General features: G+C 58.9%; 19 protein-coding genes. 14 read left to right on the plus strand and 5 right to left on the minus strand.

Translation table 11 applies throughout. The features are described 5' to 3' along the window. The 7 genes from ispG to WLY71_RS11825 all read left to right on the plus strand — a co-directional run bounded on the left by ispG (window position 1) and on the right by WLY71_RS11825 (window position 7,909). Complete coding sequence (gene ispG, locus WLY71_RS11795) at window positions 1-1,110, plus strand: flavodoxin-dependent (E)-4-hydroxy-3-methylbut-2-enyl-diphosphate synthase (RefSeq protein WP_347803674.1); 1,110 nt, start codon at window positions 1-3, stop codon at window positions 1,108-1,110. 24 nt (window positions 1,111-1,134) lie between these two features. After that, window positions 1,135-2,424 (plus strand): histidine--tRNA ligase, encoded by a 1,290-nt coding sequence (hisS, locus tag WLY71_RS11800; RefSeq protein WP_282375262.1) that lies wholly within the window; start codon window positions 1,135-1,137, stop codon window positions 2,422-2,424. A 40-nt stretch (window positions 2,425-2,464) separates the two neighbouring features. Continuing rightward, on the plus strand, window positions 2,465-3,106 hold the full coding sequence (locus WLY71_RS11805) for a tetratricopeptide repeat protein (protein WP_095131572.1): 642 nt from the start codon (window positions 2,465-2,467) through the stop codon (window positions 3,104-3,106). Beyond that, complete coding sequence (bamB, locus tag WLY71_RS11810) at window positions 3,099-4,250, plus strand: outer membrane protein assembly factor BamB (protein WP_347803675.1); 1,152 nt, start codon at window positions 3,099-3,101, stop codon at window positions 4,248-4,250. The genes WLY71_RS11805 and bamB overlap by 8 nt, the downstream gene beginning before the upstream one ends. A gap of 139 nt (window positions 4,251-4,389) precedes the next feature. Continuing rightward, on the plus strand, window positions 4,390-5,859 hold the full coding sequence (der, locus tag WLY71_RS11815) for a ribosome biogenesis GTPase Der (RefSeq protein ID WP_347803676.1): 1,470 nt from the start codon (window positions 4,390-4,392) through the stop codon (window positions 5,857-5,859). A 122-nt stretch (window positions 5,860-5,981) separates the two neighbouring features. Continuing rightward, complete coding sequence (locus WLY71_RS11820) at window positions 5,982-7,130, plus strand: pyridoxal phosphate-dependent aminotransferase (RefSeq protein WP_347803677.1); 1,149 nt, start codon at window positions 5,982-5,984, stop codon at window positions 7,128-7,130. After that, window positions 7,118-7,909, plus strand: coding sequence for an amidohydrolase (locus WLY71_RS11825; RefSeq protein ID WP_347803678.1), 792 nt, complete (start codon window positions 7,118-7,120; stop codon window positions 7,907-7,909). The genes WLY71_RS11820 and WLY71_RS11825 overlap by 13 nt, the downstream gene beginning before the upstream one ends. Window positions 7,910-8,094: 185 nt before the next feature. Here the strand turns inward: WLY71_RS11825 and leuA are convergent, their stop codons facing one another. Beyond that, the gene (leuA, locus tag WLY71_RS11830; protein ID WP_033061480.1) at window positions 8,095-9,774 is read right to left on the minus strand and encodes a 2-isopropylmalate synthase; all 1,680 of its coding nucleotides are present in this window, start codon (window positions 9,772-9,774) and stop codon (window positions 8,095-8,097) included. A gap of 398 nt (window positions 9,775-10,172) precedes the next feature. Between leuA and WLY71_RS11835 the strand changes: the two genes are divergently transcribed. Beyond that, complete coding sequence (locus WLY71_RS11835) at window positions 10,173-10,529, plus strand: hypothetical protein (protein WP_347803679.1); 357 nt, start codon at window positions 10,173-10,175, stop codon at window positions 10,527-10,529. Window positions 10,530-10,649: 120 nt separating this feature from the next. Here WLY71_RS11835 and WLY71_RS11840 read toward each other — a convergent pair whose 3' ends face one another. Both WLY71_RS11840 and xseA read right to left on the minus strand, forming a co-directional pair. Continuing rightward, the gene (locus WLY71_RS11840) at window positions 10,650-11,471 is read right to left on the minus strand and encodes a peptidoglycan DD-metalloendopeptidase family protein (RefSeq protein ID WP_347803680.1); all 822 of its coding nucleotides are present in this window, start codon (window positions 11,469-11,471) and stop codon (window positions 10,650-10,652) included. 3 nt (window positions 11,472-11,474) lie between these two features. After that, on the minus strand, window positions 11,475-12,854 hold the full coding sequence (gene xseA, locus WLY71_RS11845) for an exodeoxyribonuclease VII large subunit (protein ID WP_347803681.1): 1,380 nt from the start codon (window positions 12,852-12,854) through the stop codon (window positions 11,475-11,477). Window positions 12,855-13,011: 157 nt separating this feature from the next. Between xseA and WLY71_RS11850 the strand changes: the two genes are divergently transcribed. The 4 genes from WLY71_RS11850 (at window position 13,012) to guaA (ending at window position 17,846) form a co-directional block, all read left to right on the plus strand. Further along, a complete protein-coding gene (locus WLY71_RS11850) occupies window positions 13,012-13,779 on the plus strand; it encodes a sulfite exporter TauE/SafE family protein (protein WP_347803682.1) in 768 nt (255 codons plus the stop codon). 162 nt (window positions 13,780-13,941) lie between these two features. Next, window positions 13,942-14,490: a sugar ABC transporter ATPase gene (locus WLY71_RS11855; protein ID WP_347803683.1), complete on the plus strand. Its 549-nt coding sequence runs from the start codon at window positions 13,942-13,944 to the stop codon at window positions 14,488-14,490. A 209-nt stretch (window positions 14,491-14,699) separates the two neighbouring features. Next, window positions 14,700-16,169, plus strand: coding sequence for an IMP dehydrogenase (guaB, locus tag WLY71_RS11860; protein ID WP_053123503.1), 1,470 nt, complete (start codon window positions 14,700-14,702; stop codon window positions 16,167-16,169). 99 nt (window positions 16,170-16,268) lie between these two features. Then, window positions 16,269-17,846 (plus strand): glutamine-hydrolyzing GMP synthase, encoded by a 1,578-nt coding sequence (gene guaA / locus WLY71_RS11865; RefSeq protein ID WP_347803684.1) that lies wholly within the window; start codon window positions 16,269-16,271, stop codon window positions 17,844-17,846. A gap of 79 nt (window positions 17,847-17,925) precedes the next feature. Here guaA and WLY71_RS11870 read toward each other — a convergent pair whose 3' ends face one another. Beyond that, complete coding sequence (locus tag WLY71_RS11870; RefSeq protein WP_347803685.1) at window positions 17,926-21,216, minus strand: membrane-targeted effector domain-containing toxin; 3,291 nt, start codon at window positions 21,214-21,216, stop codon at window positions 17,926-17,928. Then, window positions 21,140-21,844, minus strand: a complete 705-nt coding sequence (gene treR / locus WLY71_RS11875; protein WP_347803686.1) for a trehalose operon repressor — start codon at window positions 21,842-21,844, stop codon at window positions 21,140-21,142. The genes WLY71_RS11870 and treR overlap by 77 nt, the downstream gene beginning before the upstream one ends. A gap of 236 nt (window positions 21,845-22,080) precedes the next feature. On the opposite strand from treR, the gene treP reads away from it, so the two are divergent. Together treP and treC are read left to right on the plus strand one after the other, a co-directional pair. Beyond that, window positions 22,081-23,523 carry a PTS system trehalose-specific EIIBC component gene (gene treP / locus WLY71_RS11880; protein WP_347803687.1) on the plus strand — a complete coding sequence of 481 codons (1,443 nt, stop codon included), beginning with the start codon at window positions 22,081-22,083 and terminating at the stop codon, window positions 23,521-23,523. A 116-nt stretch (window positions 23,524-23,639) separates the two neighbouring features. Further along, on the plus strand, window positions 23,640-25,289 hold the full coding sequence (treC, locus tag WLY71_RS11885) for an alpha,alpha-phosphotrehalase (protein WP_347803688.1): 1,650 nt from the start codon (window positions 23,640-23,642) through the stop codon (window positions 25,287-25,289). Window positions 25,290-25,300: the final 11 nt, after the last annotated feature.

Here is a 25,300-nt window from a genome sequence, read left to right on the forward strand (position 1 = left end):
ATGCACGGCGAATCTCCAATCAAACGTCGCGAATCCCGCAAGATCTGGGTCGGTAACGTGCCCGTTGGCGGCGATGCGCCTATCGCTGTGCAGAGCATGACCAACAGCGACACCAATGACGTAGCCGCTACCGTGGCCCAGATCAATCGTCTGGAAGCGGCTGGCGTCGATATCGTGCGAATTTCCGTGCCCGACATGGATGCCGCTGAAGCCTTCGGCAAGATCAAGAAGCTGGTCAAAGTACCTTTGGTTGCCGACATCCACTTCGACTACAAGATCGCTCTGCGCGTAGCCGAACTGGGTGTTGACTGCCTGCGCATCAACCCGGGCAACATCGGTCGCGAAGATCGCGTGCGTGCGGTAGTCGATGCCGCCCGTGATCGCGGGATTCCGATCCGCATCGGCGTGAACGCCGGTTCTCTGGAAAAAGACCTGCAAAAGAAATACGGCGAGCCGACCCCGGCTGCGCTGGTCGAGTCTGCTTTGCGTCACGTCGAGCACCTTGAACGCCTGAATTTCAAGGACTTCAAAGTCAGCGTGAAAGCCTCCGACGTGTTCATGGCCGTCGCCGCTTACCGCTTGCTGGCCAAGGAAATCGTCCAGCCGCTGCACCTGGGCATCACCGAAGCCGGTGGTTTGCGTTCAGGCACGGTGAAATCCGCCGTGGGCCTCGGTATGCTGCTCGCCGAAGGGATTGGCGATACTATTCGCATCTCGTTGGCGGCCGACCCGGTCGAGGAAGTGAAAGTCGGCTACGACATTCTCAAATCCCTGCATCTGCGTTCCCGTGGCATCAACTTCATCGCCTGCCCGAGCTGCTCGCGGCAGAACTTCGATGTGGTCAAAACCATGAACGAGCTGGAAGGGCGCCTCGAAGACCTGCTGGTGCCGCTGGATGTCGCGGTCATCGGTTGCGTGGTCAATGGACCGGGCGAAGCCAAGGAAGCCCATATCGGCTTGACCGGCGGCACGCCAAACCTGATTTACATCGACGGCAAGCCGTCGCAGAAACTGACGAATGACAATCTGGTGGATGAGCTTGAACGCTTGATCCGCCAGAAAGCGGCCGAAAAGGTCGAAGCTGACGCAGCAGTCATTGCGCGCGGCTAAGTCGAACGAATTTAAGGATTTATAGTGAGCAAGTCTCTGCAAGCCATACGTGGCATGAACGACATCCTGCCCGAGCAGACTCCCCTGTGGCGTCATTTCGAAGGCACCGTCTCGCGTTTGCTGGATAACTACGGTTACAAGCAGATCCGCATGCCGATCGTCGAGTTCACCGAGCTGTTCAAGCGCTCCATCGGTGAAGTAACCGACATCGTCGAGAAAGAGATGTACACCTTCGACGACCGCAACGGCGACTCCCTGACCCTGCGCCCTGAAGGCACGGCGGCCTGCGTGCGTGCAGTGCTTGAGCACGGCATCACCGGCGGCGGCCAGGTGCAGAAACTTTGGTACATCGGCCCGATGTTCCGCCACGAACGTCCGCAGAAAGGCCGTTATCGTCAGTTCCACCAGATTGGTTGCGAAGTCTTCAACCTCGATGGTCCAGACATCGATGCCGAGCTGATCGTGCTGACCTGGCGCCTGTGGGGCGAGCTGGGCATCCGTGATGCGGTCAAGCTCGAGCTCAACAGCCTGGGTACCGCCGAGTCCCGCGGTCGTTATCGCGAAGCGCTGGTCGAGTTCCTTTCGGCCCGCCTGGACAAGCTGGACGAAGACAGCCAGCGCCGTCTGAAGACCAACCCTTTGCGGGTTCTGGATACCAAGAACGCTGACACTCAAGCCGTGCTGGTCGACGCGCCGAAAATGGCCGACTACCTCGACGAAGAATCCCGCGTGCACTTCGAGGGCCTCAAGGCTCGCCTGGACACCGCCGGCATTCCTTACGTGATCAACCCGAAGCTGGTTCGCGGGCTGGATTACTACAGCAAGACCGTTTTCGAATGGGTCACCGACCAGTTGGGCGCCCAAGGCACCGTGTGTGCCGGTGGTCGTTATGACGGTCTGGTGGAGCAGATGGGCGGCAAGCCGACCCCGGGCGTTGGTTTCGCCATGGGCATCGAGCGCCTGGTGCTGCTGCTTGAAACCCTGGAGCAGATCCCGGAAGAGATTTCCCGTCAGGTCGACGTCTACCTCTGCGCCTTCGGTGAAGCCGCCGAGTTGGCCGGCCTGGCCCTGAGTGAACGTGTTCGTGATCAATTGCCCAACCTGCGCCTGCAAGTGAATGCCGGCGCCGGCAGCTTCAAAAGCCAGTTCAAGAAAGCCGACAAGAGCGGTGCGTTGTACGCGCTAATCCTCGGTGACGACGAAATGGCCCAGCAAGTGGTAGGTTTCAAACCCCTGCGTGGCCAGGGCGAACAACAAAGCATTGCCTGGGATGCGCTTGCTGCACACCTGGCCACCTGCGTCGTGCAGGGTTGAAGCTGTCAAACAGCCGATTTAGCGATTAAGGAGTATTGGGGTGTCGAGTACCGAAGACGAACAGCTGTCGGATTTGAAGGACTGGTGGACACGCAACGGCAAGCCCCTGGTCACTGGCGGCCTGTTGGCGCTGGTCATCGTGTTCGGCTGGCAGGCTTTTCAAAAGTATCAGAGCAATCAGTCGCAAGGCGCCTCGATGCTCTATCAGCAACTGCTGGAAACCACGCTGACGCCAGACGGCAAGCCTGATGCCGCCCGTGTTGCGGACCTGGCCGGCAAGCTCAACAGCGAGTTCGGCGGTAGCGCTTACGCGCAGTACGGCAGCCTGTTCGTGGCAAAAGTTGCGGTCGACAGCGGCAAGCTGGATGACGCAGCCAGCGAGCTGAAAGCCATTGTCGCCAAACCGGCCAACCCGGCGCTGGGCGAAATTGCTCGTCAGCGCCTGGCGCAGGTGCTGGCCGCGCAGAACAAGGCCGATGAAGCCCTGAAACTGCTCGAAGGCGATGCCGATAAAGCATTCCTGGCCACTCGCGAAGAACTCAAAGGCGACCTGCTGGTGCAGTTGGGTCGTACCGACGAAGCGAACACGGCGTATCAAAAAGCCAAGGCGGCACTGTCGGATGAAGCGGCAGTGGGTGGCCTACAAATCAAGCTGGACGACCTGGCCAAAGGGGATGCATGACGTGATTCGTTGGAAACATGCAGCATTGCTGGCTCTGGCCATATTGGCCGCGGGTTGCAGCAGCAACAGCAAAAAAGAACTGCCACCGGCCGAGTTGACCGACTTCAAAGAAGAAGTGGTTCTGCAAAAGCAGTGGAGTCGTTCGATCGGTGACGGTCAGGGCAATTCGTACAACATGCTGGTTCCGGCGATCGATGGCGATACCATCTATGCCGCCGACGTCACCGGTGTGGTGATGGCGATGGATCGCAGCAATGGCGACGTCAAATGGAAGAAAGATCTCGAACTGCCTGTTTCCGGCGCTGTCGGCGTCAGTTACGGTCTGCTCCTGATCGGTACGGTCAAGGGTGAAATCGTTGCCCTGGACGCCATCAACGGTGAAGAGAAATGGCGCGCTCGCGTGTCCAGTGAAGTCCTCGCACCGCCGGCCAACAACGGTGATGTCGTTGTCGTTCAGACTCAGGATGACCGTCTGATCGGTCTGGATGCCGCTAGCGGCACCCAGCGCTGGTTGTATGACAGCACTCCGGCGGTATTGACCCTGCGCGGCACCAGTGCGCCGATCGTCACCAACCGCCTCGCGGTGGCTGGCCTGTCGACCGGTAAAGTGGTCGCTCTCGATATTTCCAACGGCGTGCCGGTATGGGAACAACGTGTAGCGATTCCACAAGGTCGTTCGGAACTGGAGCGCGTTGTCGATATCGACGGCGGCCTGCTGCTGTCCGGCGGTACGCTGTATGTCGCCAGCTATCAGGGTCGCGTTGCGGCACTGGATCTGGAAAGCGGTCGTCAGCTCTGGCAGCGTGATGCTTCCAGCTATGCCGGTGTCGCCCAGGGTTTTGGCAGCGTCTATGTGAGCCTGTCTTCGGGCACCGTTGAAGGCGTCGACGAACGTTCCACCACAGCTTTGTGGAGCAACGATTCGCTGGCCCGTCGTCAACTGTCGGCTCCGGAAGTGTTCTCCAGCTATGTTGCAGTCGGTGATATGGAAGGTTACCTGCACCTGCTGAGCCAGGTGGACGGTCGTTTCGTCGGCCGCGAGCGCATCGACAGCGACGGCCTGCGTGCCCGTCCGCTGGTGGTGGGTGACACGATTTATCTGTATGGCAACAGCGGCAAACTGGAAGCCCTGACCATTAAGTAAAGGTTTGACTATGCTTGGGGTTAAACCCCAGGCAGCCCCGTTCCACGGGGTTCGCAGCGCCCTCAAGCGCTGCCCCGAGCACCAGCCGCTGCCTCGCAGCGGCTTTTGTATTTTCTGAAATAACGAAGTGGAGAGCCGCATGGTTCCCGTAATCGCCCTGGTGGGCCGACCGAACGTCGGCAAGTCCACCTTGTTCAACCGCCTGACCAGGACTCGCGACGCCATCGTCGGCGACTTGTCCGGTCTGACCCGTGATCGCCAATACGGTGAGGCCAAGTGGCAAGGGCGTTCCTACATTCTGGTCGACACCGGCGGTATCTCCGGTGACGAGCACGGTATGGACGAAAAAATGGCCGAGCAGTCGCTGCTGGCCATTGAAGAAGCGGATGTCGTTCTGTTCCTGGTAGATGCCAAGGCCGGTTTCACCGCCGCCGACCAGATGATCGCCGAGCATTTGCGCAAACGTAACAAGCGTTCTTACGTGGTTGCCAACAAGGTCGACAACATCGACCCTGAAATGGCCCGCGCCGAATTCGCCCCGTTGGGCATGGGCCACGCGATCCCGATCGCCGGTGCTCATGGTCGTGGCATCACCCAGATGCTGGAAATCGCCCTCAGCGACTTCCCGAAAGACGAAGAAGAGCCTGAAGACGGCGAAGAAGAGATCGTTGCCGAAGGCGAGGAAGCCAAGCGCATTCCTGGCCCGAGCGAAAAAGACGGTATCAAGATCGCAATCATCGGCCGTCCGAACGTCGGCAAGTCGACCCTGGTCAACCGCATGCTCGGTGAAGACCGGGTGATCGTGTATGACGAACCCGGCACCACCCGCGACAGCATCTACATCCCGTTCGAGCGTAACGACGAGAAGTACACGCTGATCGACACCGCTGGTGTGCGCAAGCGCGGCAAGATCCACGAAGAAGTCGAAAAATTCTCCGTGGTCAAAACCCTGCAAGCGATCAAAGACGCCAACGTGGTGATCTTCGTAATGGACGCCCGCGAAGGCGTGGTGGACCACGACCTCAACCTGCTGGGCTTTGCCCTGGAAGCGGGTCGTGCATTGGTTATCGCGATCAACAAGTGGGACGGCATGACGCCGAGTGAGCGCGACTTCGTGAAGGTCGAGCTGCAACGTCGACTGTTCTTCGTCGACTTCGCCGACATCCACTTCATCTCGGCCCTGCACGGCACGGGCGTGGGCAACCTCTACGCCTCCGTACAGAACTCTTTCAAGTCCGCGGTTACCCGCTGGCCAACCAACCGCCTGACCCAGATTCTGGAAGATGCGGTCGGTGAGCACGCGCCACCGATGGTCAACAACCGCCGGATCAAGCTGCGTTATGCCCACTTGGGTGGTGCCAACCCGCCGATTATCGTGATTCACGGTAACCAGATCGAGAAAGTGCCGAAGTCTTACGTGCGGTATCTGGAAAACACTTACCGTCGTGTCTTGAAGCTGGTCGGTACGCCGATCCGCATCGAGTTCAAGGGCGGCGAGAACCCGTACGAAAGCAAAAAGAACTCGCTCACTGACCGTCAGGTCAACAAGAAGCGTCGCATGATGTCGCACCACAAGAAAGCCGATAAAAAGCGCCGCGACAAGCGCTGATTCAGGTTTTTTCCGTGGAATGAAGAGGGCGCCAATGGCGCCCTTTTTCATGCCTGTCGTTTGGGCTATCCTCGGGCTCTCCCGCGCCGCCGTAGAGCCGGGTGTAGAGCAGGGAATCACCGATGATCACCAGTAAGCTGCCGAATGTCGGCATCACTATCTTCACTCAGATGTCTCAGCTCGCGGCGCAAACCGGGGCGCTGAACCTGTCCCAGGGTTTTCCCGATTTCGATGCCCCGCCGGCCCTGTGCGATGCGGTCGGTCGGCATATTGCCAGTGGCCATAACCAATATTCGCCGATGACGGGACTGCCGGCGCTGCGCCAGCAGATTTCGACGAAGATCGCCCGCAGCTACAGTGTTAACGTGGATGCCGACCATGAAGTGACCGTCACTCCCGGCGCAACTCAGGCGATCTTCTGTGCGATTCAGGCGGTTATCCACAGCGGTGACGAAGTGATTGTCTTCGATCCGGCCTACGACAGTTATGAACCTTCGGTGGAGCTGGCCGGTGGTCGCTGCGTTCATGTGCAGTTGGGCCTGAATGACTTCGCCATCGACTTTCAGAAGCTGGGTGAAGCCATTACACCGCGCACGAGGATGATCATCCTCAACACCCCACATAACCCAAGCGGTGCACTGATCAGTCGTGCCGAACTGGATCAGCTGGCGGCGTTGATTCGCGACCGCGACATCTATGTCATCAGCGATGAGGTCTACGAACACCTGGTGTTCGATGGTGTACACCACGTCAGCGTGCTGAATCACGAAGAGCTGTATCAGCGTGCATTCGTGGTCAGCTCCTTCGGCAAGACTTATCACGTCACTGGCTGGAAAACCGGCTATGTGGTCGCACCGCCGGCCCTCACCGCCGAGCTGCGCAAGGTTCACCAATACGTCAGTTTCTGCGGCGTAACACCGCTGCAATATGCCTTGGCCGACTACATGGCCGAACACCCGGAACACATCGAAGAACTGCCGGCGTTCTATCAGGCCAAGCGCGATCTGTTCTGCGATCTGCTGACGCCGTCGCGCTTCAGCTTCACCCGAGTGGCCGGCACGTATTTCCAATTGGTCGATTACTCGCAGATTCGCCCGGACCTCAATGATGTCGAGATGGCGTTGTGGATGACCCGCGAACATGGCGTGGCGAGCATCCCGATCTCGGTGCTCTACCAGACCCCGCCCGAAGGCCAGCGCCTGGTGCGCCTGTGCTTCGCCAAACGCGAGGAGACCCTGCGTGAAGCAGCGGCAAAACTATGCGTGATCTGAGTGCGCTACCCAATCTGAACATCGCGCTGATCCAGACCTCCCTGGCCTGGCACGATCGTCAGGCCAATCTGGAGCATTTCGAGCCGTTGCTGGAACAGGCTCGCGGCGCTGACCTGATCATCCTGCCGGAGATGTTCACCACCGGTTTCTCGATGGAGTCCGAGACCCTCGCCGAGTCGGAAAACGGTCCCACCAGCAAATGGCTGCGGGTTCAGGCGGCGAAACTGGATGCGGTGATCACCGGCAGTGTGATCGTCCAGGCGGCTGACGGCAGCCATCGCAATCGCCTGTTGTGGGCGCGGCCGGACGGGGAGGTGTGGCACTACGACAAGCGCCATCTGTTCCGCATGGCCGGCGAGCATAACCACTTCACCCCCGGCGAGCGTCAGGTGCAGTTCGAACTCAAGGGCTGGCGAGTGCGGCCGCTGATTTGCTACGACCTGCGCTTCCCGGTCTGGAGCCGCGATGCTCAGGACACCGATTTGCTGCTGTACACCGCCAACTGGCCGGGGGCACGGCGTCAGCACTGGAACCGTTTACTGCCAGCGCGGGCGATCGAAAACCTTTGCTACGTGGCGGCGGTGAATCGCATTGGTACTGACGGCAAAGGCTTCGCGTATACCGGCGACAGTCAGGTGCTGGACTTCCAAGGTGAAACCTTGCTTAGCGCAGGCGAAGCTGACGGAGTGTTCAAGGTTGTTCTGGACGCGGCGGAACTGGCGGCGTATCGCACGCGGTTTCCGGCGAATCTGGATGCGGATACCTTTGAGTTCACCTGAGATTTCGGTTGCCTGAACCGGCCCCTTCGCGAGCAGGCTCGCTCCCACATTGTCCGTGTTTACACCATTCAATTGTGGGAGCGAGCCTGCTCGCGAAGGGGGCATAACAGGCACTACAAAAATTGCAGGCAAACAAAAAGGCCCCTAGGTTTTCACCCCGGGGCCTTTTGCATTGCAGCGGAGACTTACGCCGCTTTCGCTTCCGGCTGGCTCAGGGAGCGGTTGAGCGCGCTGAACAGGGCCTTGAAGCTCGCGGTGGTGATGTTTTCATCGATACCAACGCCATGCACCGCACGCTCGCCGTTCACGCGCAGTTCAATGTAGGCCGCCGCCTTGGCATTGGTGCCCGCGCCGATCGCGTGTTCGTTGTAGTCCATGATCTCAACCGGAATCGGCAGACCGGCCACCAGCGCTTCCAGGGCACCGTTGCCCTTGCCGCGCCAGTGCAGGTTGGTTTCGCCCTGACCTTTACCCGAGACTTCCACTTCCACGGCGCTGTGACCGTTTTCTTCCTGCAGGCGATGGCTGACCAGCGCATACGGGGTGTTGGCCTGCAAATACTCGCTGTGCAGCAGTGCGTGGATCTGTTGGGCGGTCATCTCCAGGCCGAGGCGATCGGTTTCACGCTGCACAACCTGGCTGAACTCGATCTGCATGCGACGCGGCAAGCTGATGCCGTATTCCTGTTCCAGCAGGTAAGCGATACCGCCCTTGCCCGACTGGCTGTTGACGCGGATCACCGCCTCGTAGCTGCGGCCGATGTCGGCCGGGTCGATCGGCAAGTACGGCACTTCCCACAGGGCGTCCGGTTTTTGCTGGGCGAAGCCCTTGCGGATGGCATCCTGGTGGGAGCCGGAGAACGCGGTGTGAACCAGGTCGCCGACGTACGGGTGGCGTGGGTGCACCTGGATCTGGTTGCATTCTTCGACAACTTTGCGCACGCCGTCGATGTCGGAGAAGTCCAGTTCAGGGTGAATGCCCTGGGTGTAGAGGTTCAACGCCACGGTGACCAGGTCGACGTTACCGGTACGCTCGCCGTTGCCGAACAGGCAGCCTTCGACACGGTCGGCGCCGGCCATCAGGCCCAGTTCGGTAGCCGCAACGCCCGTGCCACGGTCGTTGTGGGTGTGCAGGCTGATGATCACGCTGTCACGACGGTTGATGTGACGGCCGAACCATTCGATCTGGTCGGCATAGATGTTCGGGGTCGCGCATTCGACGGTGGCTGGCAGGTTGAGAATCACCTTGTGCTCAGGCGTCGGGTTCCAGACTTCGATGACTGCGTCGCAGACTTCTTTGGCGAACTCGAGCTCGGTGGCGCTGAAGGTTTCTGGCGAGTATTCGAAGGTCCACTCGGTGTTTGGCTGCTGGGCGGCATATTTGACGAACAGCTTGGCCGCGTTCACGGCGATGGCCTTGACCCCTTCCTTGTCCTGGTTGAAGACAATGCGACGGAAGGAGGGGGAGGTGGCGTTGTACAGGTGAACGATGGCTTTCTTCGCCCCGCGCAGGGATTCGAAGGTGCGCTCGATCAAATCTTCACGGCCCTGGGTCAGCACCTGAATGGTGGTGTCGTCCGGGATGTGGTTGCCTTCGATCAGGGTACGCACGAAGTCGAAGTCGGTTTGCGAAGCCGCCGGGAACGACGCTTCGATTTCTTTAACGCCGACCGACACCAGGGTTTTCCAGAAACGCAGCTTCTTGACCGCGTCCATCGGCTCGATCAGCGACTGGTTACCATCACGAAGGTCCGAGCTGCACCAGATCGGCGCGGCGGTAATGGTCTTCGACGGCCAGGTGCGGTCCGGGATGTCGATGGTCGGGAACGCGCGGTATTTCGAAGACGGGTCTTTGAGCATGCTCATCGGGAAATCCTTATTGTGTGGGCCGAAAAAAGGCGGCCTGCCGGTGGATCAAATGTTCTGGGGATAAAGGGTAGGACGAGGCACCGCGATTCAGCCTGGCAGTCGTGCACTGACAAGGCACAGGCTGCGGTGCTGGCGAAGCTGAATGAGGGTGTGAGAGGTTTTCATGCCTTCAACCCTAACCGCGAGGGTGAAGGATGGCAAGCGGTCGAAAAAAATTGAGAGGAATCCTCGAAAAGTCATGGGTATCGAGATTTTATTGCGGTGAACGGTGGTGATTGTTTTTATGTTTGCGCGAGGTTTGAGCGATGCGCAATTGAAGGCTTTCCGAGATGGAGCGTGTCAGCGCGGCTATTCTTAAAGCCTCACCAAGGACTACTGGCAGGCAGGAGTCGGCAATGAACGAGTCGGATTGGAAGCTTTATAGCGCACTGCGTCCGTTGGCCCATGAGCGAATGTGCGTGCGGATCATGGAGGAGGTCGAGCGTACGGTGCTGGATAAAAGCCTGGTGCCTTATGAGCGGATAGAAGCCAGCGAAGAACTGCTGAAGGACGGGCAAAAAGAGCTTTATTGGGCGTTTGGCGTTTTCAGGTTCTCACGCCATGAGGCCCGCTCTCACTTGCTGGGGTTGTGTGCCCGCGAGCTGATCACGCCTGAAGAATTGACGGGTTTCTCGGAGGAAACGCAGGCCTGGGTCAAACACTGTCTGGCAGACCGGGAAGTCCATGGGATTGAGGACCTGGACGCGGAATAAGCGGCGTCGGTGATATCGCCTTCGCGAGCAGGCTCGCTCCCACATTTAATCTTTGCCGCACCGTAGATCAACTGTGGGAGCGAGCCTGCTCGCGAAGAGGCCATCAGCCACAAAAACTATTCAAGGTTGAAATGCACCTATAAAAATAGCCGGATCCACCCGCGCATCATTCAGGCTGACGTTCCAGTGCATATGCGGCCCGGTCGCGCGCCCGGTGGAACCGACTTTCCCGACCACTCCACCACGGGCCAATTGCTGGCCCACCTTCACGTCAATTTTCGACATGTGGCAGAACATGCTGATAAAGCCCTGTCCGTGATCAACAAACACCGTGTTGCCGTTGAAAAAGTAGTTACCGATCAGGATCACCTTGCCGGCAGCCGGGGTCTTGATCGGCGTACCGGCTGGCACGGCGAAGTCCAGGCCGGCGTGAGGATTACGCTCTTCACCATTGAAGAAGCGGCGCACGCCGAACTTGCTCGACAGCGGGCCGTTGACCGGTTTGTCCAGCAACAGGTTGCTCGGGGTGTTTGGGCTGAAGCGGCGGTAAGCCTGGATCTGTTCGGCCAACTCACCCTCGATGCGCTTGAGATTCTCCGGGTTTGGATTGACCTGCTGTGTGTTCTTCAACGTGATGTGCTGTTCCGGGTATTTCTTGTTGCCGACCGTGAAACTCAGATTCCGCCCGTCACTGCTGACCTGCTGCGTGCCCGGTTTTACCGTCAGCGGCACACCGACAATCGCCAGCCAGTTGTTCTGTTCCTTGACCACCAACACGGGCTTGCCTTGATAACTGGCCTTCGGCGCCTGCGCAGAGGCACCCAGATCCACCACGGCCACGCCGCCCGGCACCGGTTTGTTCAACAGGCGGGTGATGTAACTGTCGGCGTGGGCATTGAAGGTCAGGCACAGCAACAGCAGCGGAGCTAAAAAACGCGGCATGGATCAATCCAGTAAAGAAAGGGTGACAGGCGTCAGGTGATTGTCTTCGACCCGCACTTGCAGTTCGCCTTCGCCAAGTCTGGCTTTCAGGCGCTGACCGTTGTGGGTTTGCGCGGCGTTGCGGATCGCGTTGCCGCGTTCGTCCAGCAAAATGCTGTAGCCACGGCCAAGGGTCGCCAAAGGGCTGACCACATGCAGCGTCTGCACCTGGCTTTGCAATTGCAAGCGACGGGATTTGAGCCCTTCGCGCATGGCACGGGGCAGGCGTTCGGCAAGGCTGTCGAGGCGCTGACGGAGCATCGCCAGTTGCCGTCCCGGATGTTGCCCGGCGAGGCGGGTTTCCAGACGGATCAACCGTTCGCGACGGGTATTGAGGCTGCGTTCGAACGCGCGGCGCATGCGCATGTCCAGATCATCCAGGCGTTGCGCTTGCTGGCGCAGACGTTCGCCGGGATGGCGCAAGCGGCGGGACATGCCTTCCAGGCGCAGTCGATCACGCATCAAGCGGTCGCGGATACGCATCACCAGCCGTCGATGCAGGCTTTCGACCCGGCGGACCAGGTCACTGGAATCCGGCGCGAGCAGTTCGGCGGCGGCGGACGGCGTCGGGGCACGGACGTCGGCCACGAAGTCGCTGATCGATACGTCGGTTTCATGGCCGACGGCGCTGACAATCGGCGTCACGCAGGCATCCACGGCGCGGGCCACGGCTTCTTCGTTGAAGCACCAGAGGTCTTCCAGCGAGCCGCCGCCACGGGCCAGGATCAACGCATCGAAACCGCGGGCGTCCGCCAGTTTCAATGCGCGGACAATCTGCGCAGTGGCTTCGCGGCCCTGCACGGCAGTGGGGATCAACGTCAGTTGGATCTGCGGCGCACGGCGGCGGAACACGCTGATGATGTCGCGGATCACCGCGCCGGTGGGCGAGCTGATGATGCCGATGCGTTGCGGATGCGCCGGCAGCGGTACTTTGCGCTCGGCGCTGAACAGGCCTTCGGCGCTGAGTTTTTCCTTCAGCGCATCGAAGGCCAGACGCAACGCACCGTCACCGGCCGGCTCCACGGTATCGAGGATCAACTGATAGTCGCCACGGCCCTCGAACAGCGAAACCTTGCCGCGGACCTTGACCGCCAGGCCATCCTTCAACGCCTGACGCACCCGCGCCGCGTTCTGCCGGAACAGTGCGCAACGTACCTGGGCACCGCTGTCCTTGAGGGTGAAGTACACATGACCGGACGCCGGACGGGCGAGGTTGGAGATTTCGCCTTCGACCCAGATGTTGCTGAACACGTCTTCGAGCAACACCCGCGCGCGGCCGTTGAGCTGGCTGACAGTCAGTACTTCACGGTCCAGGCCGAGTCTTGCAAAGGGATCTTTAATCATGGGGCGCATGATAAAGGCAATGCGTTCCACCTGACACCCCGCACACTTGTAGGAGCTGCCGAAGGCTGCGATCTTTTGACCTTGATTTTTAAGATCAAAAGATCGCAGCCTGCGGCAGCTCCTACGGTGATCAACGGTAATCAGGGAAGACGTGCAGATGAACGTGCTTGAGTTGTTGAGCCAATGGCCCTTCGGCGCTACGGATTGGCTGGTAATCGCGTTGGGCATTGCCCTGGCCTACATCGTGTTCGGTATTGCCGGTTTCGGCACTGCGTTGGTGGCGGGGCCGATATTGATCCTGTTCATGCCGCTGTCGAAAATCGTGCCGCTATTGGTGCTGCTGGATTTCGTCGCGGCGTTCGGCAATCTGCTGCCTTCGCGACGGGATGTGGCGAAGCCTGAGTTGTTGCGGCTGCTGCCGTGCATGGCGGTGGGCTGCACGCTGGGGGTTATTTTTCTACTGAATCTGAAATCCGATGTGTTGTTGCTGTTGATGGGGCTGTTTATCAGCACCTACGCGATTTACAGCTTGTGGGTCAAAACCCGTCCGACACAATTGTCCGCCGGTTGGGCCGTGCCGATGGGCACGGTGGGCGGGATGTTCGGGGCATTGTTTGGCAGTGGCGGCTTTTTATATGCGATCTATTTGAACAGTCGCCTGCCCAAAGAGGCAGCCCGGGCGACCCAGAGTGCGCTGATCAGTTGCAGCACCGTGGTGCGCTTGAGCCTGTTTGCTGTCGCGGGTGTGTATGCCGAGCTACCCTTGTTGGTATTGGCGCTGTGTTTATTGCCGGCCATGACATTGGGGCTGTGGATCGGCCGGCGGTTGACCATGAGATTGTCCCGCGAGGCGTTTGTGCGGCTGGTGACCTGGTTGGTGTTGGCCAGCGGAATTGCCTTGATCGGACGTTATTTGAGTGCTTGACCTGAGTGTGTCAGGGATTAAGCTGCCGGCCGCAAACCCTGTGGGAGCGAGCTTGCTCGCGATAGCGAACTGGCAGTCGATATCATCGTTGACTGAAAGATTGCCATCGCGAGCAAGCTCGCTCCCACAAGGGTGATCACTCAGGATTTGCAGGGCTGTGCCATGAATTCGCAAAGCATTATTGTCCCGAAAATCTCCACACTGCCGGTGCACGAACCCCGGGCCCGGGCGGTCGTGCGTTGGCTGGTGCGCAAGAACATCATTAAAGAAGAACTGACCACCTGCGGCCGCACTGGCAACCGCATGGCTCATGCCATCGGCGACGGTGCCCGCGCTGTAGTGCTGCATCCTGAAGCGCTGCCGTTCGGCGAACCGATCAATGGCCTGGAGATCATCACCAAGCGCTGCATCTATACGCCGGCCAAGGGTTTCCTTGAAGAGGCGGGCTGCGCCGAGTGCCGCAAGGAAGTCGGCGAAGCGCTGTTCGACAGCCTGGAAGACTGGATGCCGGGGCGCACCGATAACTTCACTTGTCCGGAGTGCGGGCATGAAGATGACATCAATGGGTTTCTTTTCCTGCAGGAATGCGGCTTTTCCAACCTGGGCTTTATCTTCAACAACTGGGCCGAGGCCGGGTTCAAGCAGAGCTTTATCGACGAATTTGCCGATTGGCTTGATCAGCCTATCAGTTGGGTGAAAGTCGAACTGTGAATGCGATACCCGTGTAGGAGTTGCCGAAGGCTGCGATCTTTAGCCTCGCCGAAAATCAAGATCAAAAGATCGCAGCCTTCGGCAGCTCCTACGCGGCAATAACCCCCGTATATCAGTAATGCTAATAATAGACAGAGTTTTACATTGAACCCGAGGGGGTGTCTGACTATAATGGCGCGCTTCCATTTTCCCGCTCGGGAGCCCCCGCGATGCTGCGTATCAGCCAAGAAGCTCTGACATTCGACGACATTCTCCTAGTGCCTGGTTATTCCGAGGTGCTTCCTAACGAAGTCAGTCTCAAGACCCGCCTAACCCGTGGCATCGAGCTGAATATTCCTCTGGTTTCTGCCGCCATGGACACCGTTACTGAAGCCCGTCTGGCAATTGCCATGGCTCAGGAAGGTGGCATCGGCATTATCCACAAGAACATGACCATCGAGCAGCAAGCTGCCGAAGTGCGCAAGGTCAAGCGTTATGAGGCCGGCGTGGTCAAGGACCCGATCACTATCGAGGCTGACGCCACGGTTCGTGAACTGTTCGAACTGACCCGCCTGCACAACATTTCCGGCGTTCCCGTGCTGCACGATGGCGACCTGGTCGGTATCGTCACTTCCCGTGACGTGCGCTTCGAAAACCGTCTGGAAGCCACTGTCCGTGAAGTGATGACGCCTAAAGAGCGTCTGGTCACGGTCAAGGAAGGCGCCGACAAGAACGACGTCCGCGAGTTGTTGCACAAAAACCGTATCGAACGCGTTCTGATCGTCGACGACAAATTCGCCCTCAAAGGCATGATGACCGTCAACGACATCGAAAAAGCCAAGGCATACCCGCTGGCCAGCAAGGACGACCAAGGTCGTCTGCGTGTTGGCGCTGCTGTCGGTACCGGTAAAGACACCGGTGATCGCGTAGCTGCCCTGGTCAATGCCGGCGTTGACGTGGTGGTGGTCGACACCGCTCACGGTCACTCCAAAGGTGTGATCGACCGCGTTCGCTGGGTCAAACAGAATTTCCCTGAAGTGCAGGTCATCGGTGGCAACATCGCCACCGGCGCTGCCGCCAAGGCTTTGGCCGAAGCAGGCGCCGATGCAGTCAAGGTCGGTATCGGCCCGGGCTCGATCTGCACCACCCGCATCGTCGCCGGTGTCGGCGTCCCGCAAATCAGCGCCATCGCCAACGTCGCCGCTGCCCTTGAAGGCACTGGCGTTCCGTTGATCGCCGACGGCGGCATCCGTTTCTCCGGTGACCTGTCCAAGGCCATCGTTGCCGGTGCTTCCTGCGTGATGATGGGCTCGATGTTCGCCGGTACTGAAGAAGCGCCGGGCGAGATCGAACTGTTCCAGGGTCGTTCGTACAAGGCTTACCGCGGCATGGGCTCGCTGGGCGCCATGTCCCAGGCTCAAGGCTCCTCCGACCGTTATTTCCAGGACTCCTCGGCAGGCGCCGAGAAGCTTGTACCTGAAGGTATCGAAGGGCGTGTTCCTTACAAGGGCACCCTGAGCGCCATCATCCATCAACTGATGGGCGGCCTGCGTTCCTCGATGGGTTACACCGGCAGTGCCGACATCGAAGAAATGCGCACCAAGCCTGAGTTCGTGCGGATCACCGGCGCTGGCATGGCCGAATCCCATGTTCACGACGTGCAAATCACCAAAGAAGCGCCAAACTACCGCGTAGGTTGAGCCTTCCAGCAAAAAGTTAAGTAACCGGGGCTGTTTTATTCAGCCCCGAGTTGTTTCTGAATCACGACTGTTTCTGAATTACTTAGACGAGACTGAATCATGGCCCTCGACATTCACGCTCACCGCATCCTGATCCTCGACTTCGGTTCCCAGTACACCCAGCTGATTGCCCGCCGCGTGCGTGAAATCGGCGTGTACTGCGAACTGCATCCGTTCGATATGGATGAAGACGCGATTCGCGAATTCGCTCCAAAAGGCGTCATTCTCGCCGGCGGCCCCGAGTCCGTGCACGTAGCCGACAGCCCGCGCTGCCCGCAAGCGGTGTTTGACCTGGGCGTACCGGTCTTCGGTATCTGCTACGGCATGCAGACCATGGCTGAACAGCTGGGTGGCAAGGTTGAAGGTTCCGAACTGCGTGAGTTCGGTTACGCCCGTGTCGACGTGGTCGGCAAGAGCCGTCTGCTCGACGGCATCGAAGACCACATCGACGCCGACGGCCTGTTCGGCCTCGACGTGTGGATGAGCCACGGTGACAAAGTCACCAAGATGCCGCAGGAATTCCACATCCTGGCCAGCACCCCAAGCTGCCCGATCGCTGGCATGTTCGACGATGCTCGTGGCTACTACGGCGTGCAGTTCCATCCGGAAGTGACCCACACCAAGCAGGGCGGTCGCATCCTCTCGCGCTTTATCCTCGACATCTGCGGCTGCGAAGCCTTGTGGACGCCTTCGAAGATTGCTGAAGACGCCATCGCCAACATTCGCGCCCAGGTCGGTACTGACAACGTGCTGCTCGGCCTGTCCGGCGGTGTGGACTCCTCGGTGGTTGCCGCGCTGCTGCACAAAGCCATCGGCGACCAGTTGACCTGCGTCTTCGTCGACAACGGCCTGCTGCGTCTGCACGAAGGCGAGCAAGTGATGGCCATGTTTGCTGAGAACATGGGCGTCAAGGTGATTCGCGCCAATGCTGCCGACCAGTTCCTCGATAACCTGGCAGGCGAGTCGGACCCCGAGAAGAAGCGCAAGATCATCGGCCGTACGTTCATCGACGTGTTTGACGCCGAATCCTGCAAGCTGGACAACATCAAGTACCTGGCCCAAGGCACCATCTACCCGGACGTGATCGAGTCGGCTGGCGCCAAAAGCGGCAAGGCTCACGTGATCAAGTCGCACCACAACGTGGGTGGCCTGCCGGAAGAAATGAACCTCAAGCTGGTTGAACCCCTGCGCGAGCTGTTCAAGGACGAAGTCCGTCGTCTGGGCCTGGAACTGGGTCTGCCGTACGACATGGTCTACCGCCACCCGTTCCCGGGCCCGGGCCTGGGCGTGCGGATCCTCGGTGAAGTGAAGAAGGAATACGCCGACCTGCTGCGTCGCGCCGACCACATCTTCATCGAAGAACTGCGCAAGGCCGACTGGTACCACAAGGTCAGCCAGGCATTCGTGGTGTTCCAGCCGGTGAAATCGGTTGGCGTTGTCGGCGATGGCCGTCGTTACGCTTGGGTGGTTGCCCTGCGTGCCGTGGAAACCATCGACTTCATGACCGCTCGTTGGGCGCACCTGCCTTACGAACTGCTGGAAACCGTCAGCGGCCGGATCATCAACGAAATCGAAGGCATCTCCCGCGTCACCTACGACGTGTCGAGCAAGCCGCCAGCGACGATTGAGTGGGAATAATCCCGCGCTAGCCTTGATGGCTTGATCGCAGGTAACTGAAAAGGCCGTGTGAACACTGTTCACACGGCCTTTTTGCGTTTTAGACGCCGGGTAGTCGGACGGGGGTCATGCCCATTCTGTGCAGCGCTGAACTCAAGGCGTCGGTGGTTTGAAAGCGTCGACCGTTGATCTGCCAGGCATCCCGTTCGACGTAGTACCCATCTGCATCATGCTTGATGGGCGTTCGAACGAGTTTGCCAAGGGTGATGATGCCGTTACTGGTGATGACTCTGTTGGTGAGGGTTCTGCTGCGGTGAACCAGAAAGGGTTCACCGGTGCTGGTGCTGAGGGTGTACGTGCCCGGCCTGGGCAGGCCATCCTCCAGCCTTTGCGCCAGGATCACGCTTTTCGGCGTCGGGATTTGCAGCAATAAGTCATTTTTGGCAAAACGGGCCGCGTGCCCCGGGCGCGGCTCGTCGGCCACCCCAGGGTCGACCTTGATACCGCCGAACTCGTCCGGGCCCACGCTTTCAATACGCAGCCCGATGCTGCCTTCAAGCTCACTGACACCCGCCACGCCAGCATAGGTATTGGCGTGGCTGTTCCCGACCAACGCCACCCAGCGATGCGCGCCTCTGGCCGTCTGGTCGGCGCCGATGACTTGGCGGGCGAAAAAATTCATCATTTTTTGCCGAAAATTAATACCTGCCCCTGCAATACCGGTGCTGCGGTAACTGGCCAGGCAGTCGATGGCCTGAACGCGTATGTTGTTTTTTTGCGCTGTCCTGACCACCTGCTCAAAGGTGAATTGTTCGCTGGGGTCAGTCGAAAAACCTGCGTCAAGGTCCTTGAGGTAGCTTTCCAGGTCCTCGGACATCACACCGGTGCGGTTGAAAACGTCCAGGTCGGCCTGATGGAAATCAGTCAGCAGATGCTCCATGTACAGGGTTTTGACCTTTTGTTTGCGCAGCAGGCTCATGTTTTCGACCAGAAACTGTTTGCTGCCCACGCTGGAGTGACTTTCGCCGATGACCAGGCTCTGTGACCGCTTGAAAAGGGTCTTGATGATGTCCTTGAACTTTGCATTCGGGAGGAAGGATGGAATGTTTGGCCTGGGTGGCAGTTGTGGTTGCGGTAGCGAATAGAAGCTCACGGCGTCGGCGTGCAGCGTTCGGCGCAGTCTTTTGAAGGCTTCCAGTTCATCGTCCGTACTGTCTGGATTGACAAAGCCGTCCTTCAAATCCCCTTTCATGGCCGTCCCGTTGGCCGCACGTTTGAGGGCGGGCTTGATGTCCTGTGGAACATCGTATGCAGTCGCCGGAGCATCGAAATCCGGGAGTGGCGGCTCGGCTCTGGAAAACAATTCGGTAAACCAGCCACCACCGGCCAGACCGGGGCGTGTAACGGGGATCCATTCACCGGCTTCGTTCAGGCGCACGGGTATGTTGCGGTAGAAAGAGTAAGGGTTGACCGGGTCAATGATTACCCAAGTCTTCAGTTCGTTGCTGTATCGCACCAGGTAGTAACTGTCATTAAAGGTGATGTAGTTACCCCCGGCCGTGGGTTGATAAATGCCCTTGAACTTACCTTCGGTACTGACCGCAGATTCGCCGTCGAGCACCTCATTGGTTTCAAATGGACCCAGTATCTGGGTGTCGGTCGGGCCAGCAGCGACGGGTTCGACGGGGAGGTTGGGGGGCGTCGCCATGGCTGTCTCCGTCTCCTGTTCGGAGGTGAGCATCTCTTCTGCCTCTGCTGTCTCTGCGAATTCGGCGGCCTGCGCAAGCTCTGCTGCACCGCGCAAAAACGGCAGATTGAACAAGGTATTCACGCTGCCCAGAATGGCGGCAGTGACAGCCGCCTTGCGTTCCATTGGAGTAGTGCCGTTGATGGCCTGGTCGATTTGCAGCCCGACATTGGCGATTCCGGCGCCGATGACAACCAGCGCTGCCGGCCATGCGAGGGCGGCCATCGGCCCGAAGGTGTGGTTGAAGGCATTGAGATAGCCGATCCACAGCTTTTTTCTGATGTCGCCGTTGGAGTGCAGCAGGAAGTTCGCGTCGCTGAGCATGCGCTCATGGGTGGACTGGCTCAGATGGGTGAACGCATCACCGGCAATTTTCTCGCCACGGTAGTGGAGCAAATGATGGTCCGCGACTTCATATTCGCCGGGTAAAACTTCATAGGCATGGGTGAGGCCGATGTTTTCAGTTTCTGTCTCCTCAAACGCGTGGATGATCAAGCCAATACCGGTGAATTTGGCGAGTTTGTGTCCCAGCGAAGTGGGCTTTTCCTGAAGAATGTCCCGCTCTTCCTGTTTGAAGTGCATGAGCAGGCGTTCGCGGCCTTCGGCATCTTTGACCTCATTGGCCAGCCATTCGTGTAACTCCTCGACCTTGTTAAAGCAGTGAAAACCTCTGGGTTCGCCTGGAACGTAGAGAATGTTCAGGTCACTGTCGTCAGTGATGCTGAGGATGTCCGTCGACACGAATTGATCAACACAAAATTTCCGAATGGATAAACCGCTACCCGTTGGTGCCTCGTCCATCAGCATTTGCCGGGTGAGTGGTCGGCTCACATTGTTGGCGACGGCGCGCAGTACCAGCGTGAATTGCTCAGGGGTCAAGTGCCCGTTTTCATAGTCTTCAATCGCCTTGGCGATGAAAGTGCACTTGGCCAACGCGCGGAAGTTGGCGCCATGCTTTTCCCAGAACGTCGCGATGGCGGTCTTGTAGCGGTCGCTGAAGTTGATGTCCCAGAAGGCTTTCAGCGCATCCCTGGCATACAAGCGAATCTCGTTGGTTTCATCGTAGTTTCCGGCATTGCCGTCGGCACGGTAGAAACCGCTGTCAGCGTCCAGCAGGTCGGCGTTGTCCTGGTCGTGCACACTGAAACGCTGCATGACCAGTTGCGGGAAGGTCATCGACTCCCTGGGTTTTTCAAACACGTGTTGCCAACCGGTGAAGGTCCTCGAGCTGCTTTGCGCGGCGCGGAATCGGTGCCAGTAGACCTTGTCGGGCTCGATGTCGGTGATGTTGTGCTGGAGCAGAATATCTTTGGCGACCTGATACGCCATGGCGTACATATCGGGACAATCGGCAATCAGATCGGGGATCAGGGCCTTGAGTGCCAAGGCATCGGCGGCGTTGGGCAGGGGCGTGTTTTGAGTATCGTCCATGATGCTCTCCTTGAGAGGTCGCTTTGGGGCGCTCACTATCTCAAGGGGCATCGGTTCCATCTGTAAGGCACTGGGTAGCTGGCGGTGGTCAGTTGCTGACGGAATACGTAGGAGATGGCAAGTACCAGAATCAGGCTCAGCGCCGTGCAATGTCAGAAAAGTAAAACTTGTCCAGGGTGTGCCGCGACTCGGTGTACTCGAACTGCCGACCATCCTGCAAAAACGTCTGGTTACTGACCACGATCACATGACTCTGGCCGTCGAGGTCCAGGTGTTGCTGGTCGTCCTTGCTCCGGGGCACGGCTTCGATGGTGCGCTGGGCGTAGGCGATTTGCAGTTGCAGGGTCTGCTCGATAAAGGCGTAGATCGATTGCTCGGCGATGTCGCGGGACAGGCCGGGGATCACGTCGCTGACGAAATGGTTGATGTCCAGGATCACGCGTTTGCCGTCGATCCGCCGTACTCGCTTGATCCGCGTGATCAGGCTGCCTTCTTCAGCCTTGATGTGTTCGATCAATGGACCTTCGAGGGGGATTTGAGTGAACTCGACCACCTCGGTACTGACGTCGTTACCCAGGCGTGGATACGTTTCCTGAAAGCTGACGATCCCACCCAATTGGAACTCGATCGGGTTGGTCGACAGCACGAACGTACCTTTGCCGTGGACCTTCTGGGCGAAACCGCGCTCCTGCAATTGCTCGATGGCCTTGCGCACGGTGCCGCGACTGGCCTGGTAGCTGTCCATCAGTTCGGTTTCGGAAGGCAATCGGGCGCCGCGTTCCAGACGTTCGGTCGTGATGCTGGCAAGCAGATCGCTGTAGATCTGGTTGTATTTACTCATGGGGATGGCTCTGTACCGCGCTGTGCTCAAGGTTTCGAACCTTAAGGGCAGGGTAGGGGTTTGTCCATGCGGCGTTAAGTTTCTTTGACTTTTGAGGTAGGAAAAATCGCCGCCTGTCGGGTCAGGATAAACAAAATCAAACTCGTCTGTACGAGTTGTTGCTTTAACTCGTACAGACGAGTACTTTTCGCTTCGGCGTGCTGCCAAAAACAAAAAACTACAGCGGAAGAACAAGCATGAGCCACGACTATCCGAATATCGCCAGCGAGCTGCTGCAAAGCCTTGGGGGCAGCGACAACCTCGAGCAGGCCGCGCACTGTGTCACACGGCTGCGCCTGGCCCTCAAGGACCCGAGCCTGGTCGACAGCGCCACGCTGAACCAGATCGATCTGGTCAAAGGCTCGTTCTTCACCGGCGGCCTGTTCCAGGTGGTTATTGGTCCCGGTGAAGTCGAAAAGGTTTACGCAGAGCTGCGCCGTCAAACCGGTCTCGCGGCTTCAACCATCGCCGACGTTAAACAAAAAAGCGCCGACAAGATCAACGCGATGCAGCGTCTGGTGCGGGTGTTTTCCGACGTCTTCATGCCAATCCTCCCGGCGTTGATCATTGCCGGCCTGCTGATGGGCATCAACAACCTGATCGGCGCCAAGGGCATGTTCATCGAGGGCCAGACCCTGCTGGACGTCTATCCGAAGCTTGACGGGCTCTGGAGCCTGATCAACCTCATGGCCAATACCTCGTTTGTGTTCCTCCCGGCGCTGGTGGGCTGGTCGGCGGCCAAACGGTTTGGCGGCAGCGAAATCCTTGGCATCGTGCTCGGCCTGATGCTCGTTCACCCCGATCTGCTCAACGCCTGGAACTACGGCAAAGCGGTGGCCGGGCTGGACGGGCAGAGCCTGCCGTACTTCGACATCCTCGGGTTGTTCCAGATCGAGAAGGTTGGCTATCAGGGACAGATCCTGCCGATCCTGCTGGCGGCCTACGTGATGAGCGTCATCGAGAAATGGCTGCGGGCGCGGGTGCCGAACGCGGTGCAATTGCTGGTGGTGCCGATCACCACCATCGTTGTGACCGGCGTGCTGGCGCTGGCAGTGATCGGCCCGGTGACCCGTCATCTGGGGATTCTCATCACCGAAGGCGTGGTCATGCTGTTCGACCTGGCGCCGATGGTCGGCGGAGCGATTTTCGGTCTGCTTTACGCGCCGCTGGTGATCACCGGCATGCACCACATGTTTCTCGCGGTCGACTTGCAGCTGATCTCCACCCAGGGCGGCACCTTCATCTGGCCGATGATCGTCATGTCCAACCTGGCCCAAGGCAGTGCGGCACTGGCGGTGTTCTACATGACCCGTAACGTGCGGGACAAAAGCATGGCCTCGACCTCGGCGATTTCCGCGTACTTCGGCATCACCGAACCGGCCATGTTCGGGGTCAACCTGCGCTACAAATTTCCGTTCTACGCAGCCCTGATCGGTTCGGCCATGGGCTGCATTTTCCTGTCGCTGAACAAGGTCCAGGCCTCGGCGATCGGCGTCGGTGGCTTGCCCGGTTTTATCTCGATCATTCCGCAGTTCATTCCGATGTTCGTGATCGGAATGGTCATTGCCATGGTCGTGCCGTTTGTTCTGACCTGCGGATTGAGCATGAAGATTGTTCGGCCCGGGTATCGGGTCGCCTGACAAATCGCTATCGCGAGCAAGCTCGCTCCCACAGTTGATCGCATTCCAATGTGGGAGCGAGCTTGCTCGCGAAAGGGCCCTCAAGGCCTGTAAAAAACTTACTGAAGGAATCCGCCATGCAAGACTGGCAACGTTCGGTGATCTACCAGATCTACCCGAAGAGTTTTCACAGCCACGCCGGCAACCCCACGGGTGATTTGCTTGGCGTTGTGGCCAAGCTTGATTACCTGCACTGGCTGGGTGTCGATTGCCTGTGGATCACGCCGTTCCTGCGCTCGCCCCAGCGCGACAACGGCTACGACATCAGTGATTACTACGCCATTGACCCGAGTTACGGGACCATGGCCGATTGTGAGTTGCTGATCGCCGAGGCCGGCAAGCGCGGGATCAAGTTGATGCTCGATATCGTGGTCAACCACACCTCCGTCGAGCACACCTGGTTCCAGCAGGCCCGCAGCAGCCTCGACAACCCGTACCGGGATTTCTATATCTGGCGCGACCAGCCAAACAACTGGGAATCCAAGTTCGGTGGCTCTGCGTGGGAGTACGAAGCCCAGACCGGTCAGTATTTCCTGCACCTGTTCGATCACACTCAGGCCGACCTGAACTGGGATAACCCACAGGTGCGTGCCGAAGTCTTCAAGATGATGCGTTTCTGGCGCGACAAGGGCGTAGGCGGGTTCCGTCTGGACGTCATCAACCTGATCTCCAAACCGGCGGACTTCCCCGAGGACAACACCGACGGTCGACGTTTCTACACCGATGGCCCGAACGTCCACGAATACTTGCAGCAAATGCACCGCGAAGTGTTCGAAGGTCATGACCTGATCAACGTCGGCGAGATGTCCTCCACCAGCCTGGAACACTGCATCCGCTACTCGCGACCGGACTCGAAAGAGCTGTCGATGACCTTCAACTTCCATCACCTGAAGGTCGATTACCCGAACCTGCAGAAGTGGATTCGTGCCGATTTCGACTTCCTCGAACTCAAGCGCATTCTCTCCGATTGGCAAACCGGCATGCAGGCCGGCGGTGGCTGGAATGCGCTGTTCTGGTGTAACCATGACCAGCCACGGGTGGTCTCGCGTTTTGGTCATGACGGCGAATATCGGGTGCTCTCGGCGAAGATGCTCGGCACGGCGCTGCATTTCCTCCAGGGCACGCCGTTCGTGTACCAGGGCGAGGAACTGGGCATGACCAATCCGGGCTTCGATCACATCGATCAGTACCGCGATGTCGAGACGCTGAACATCTTCCGGCTCAAGCGCGAGGCGGGTGCGAGCGACGCCGACAACATGGCGGCGATCATGCAGAAGTCCCGGGACAACGGCCGTACGCCGATGCACTGGAATGCCGGGCCTAATGCCGGTTTCAGCGCTGGTGAGCCGTGGATCGGGGTGCCGGCCAACGCTGCGCAGATCAACGTCGCCGCCCAACTCGATGACCCTGATTCGGTTCTTCATCACTACCGCCAGCTGATTGCCTTGCGCCGCAGCGAAGCGCTGATGTCCGACGGTGTGTACCGGCAGTTGCTGCCCGAGCACACGCAAATTTGGGCGTATGTGCGTGAAGGCAGGGGCGAGCGTTTGCTGGTGCTGAATAACTTCTACGGCACAACCTGTGAAGTCGTGTTGCCGGATGAAGTGATCAGCGAAGCGATGACGCAGCGGTTGGTGATCAGCAACTATCCGGACTGTCCGCCGCGCAATTGGCAGGTGTTTTTACGGCCCTTTGAGTCGTTCGCTCTGCACCTGACCAACCACTAAAAAACACTGTT

Origin of the sequence: Pseudomonas rossensis, from assembly GCF_039888995.1 — a bacterium.
Classification (GTDB): domain Bacteria; phylum Pseudomonadota; class Gammaproteobacteria; order Pseudomonadales; family Pseudomonadaceae; genus Aquipseudomonas; species Aquipseudomonas rossensis.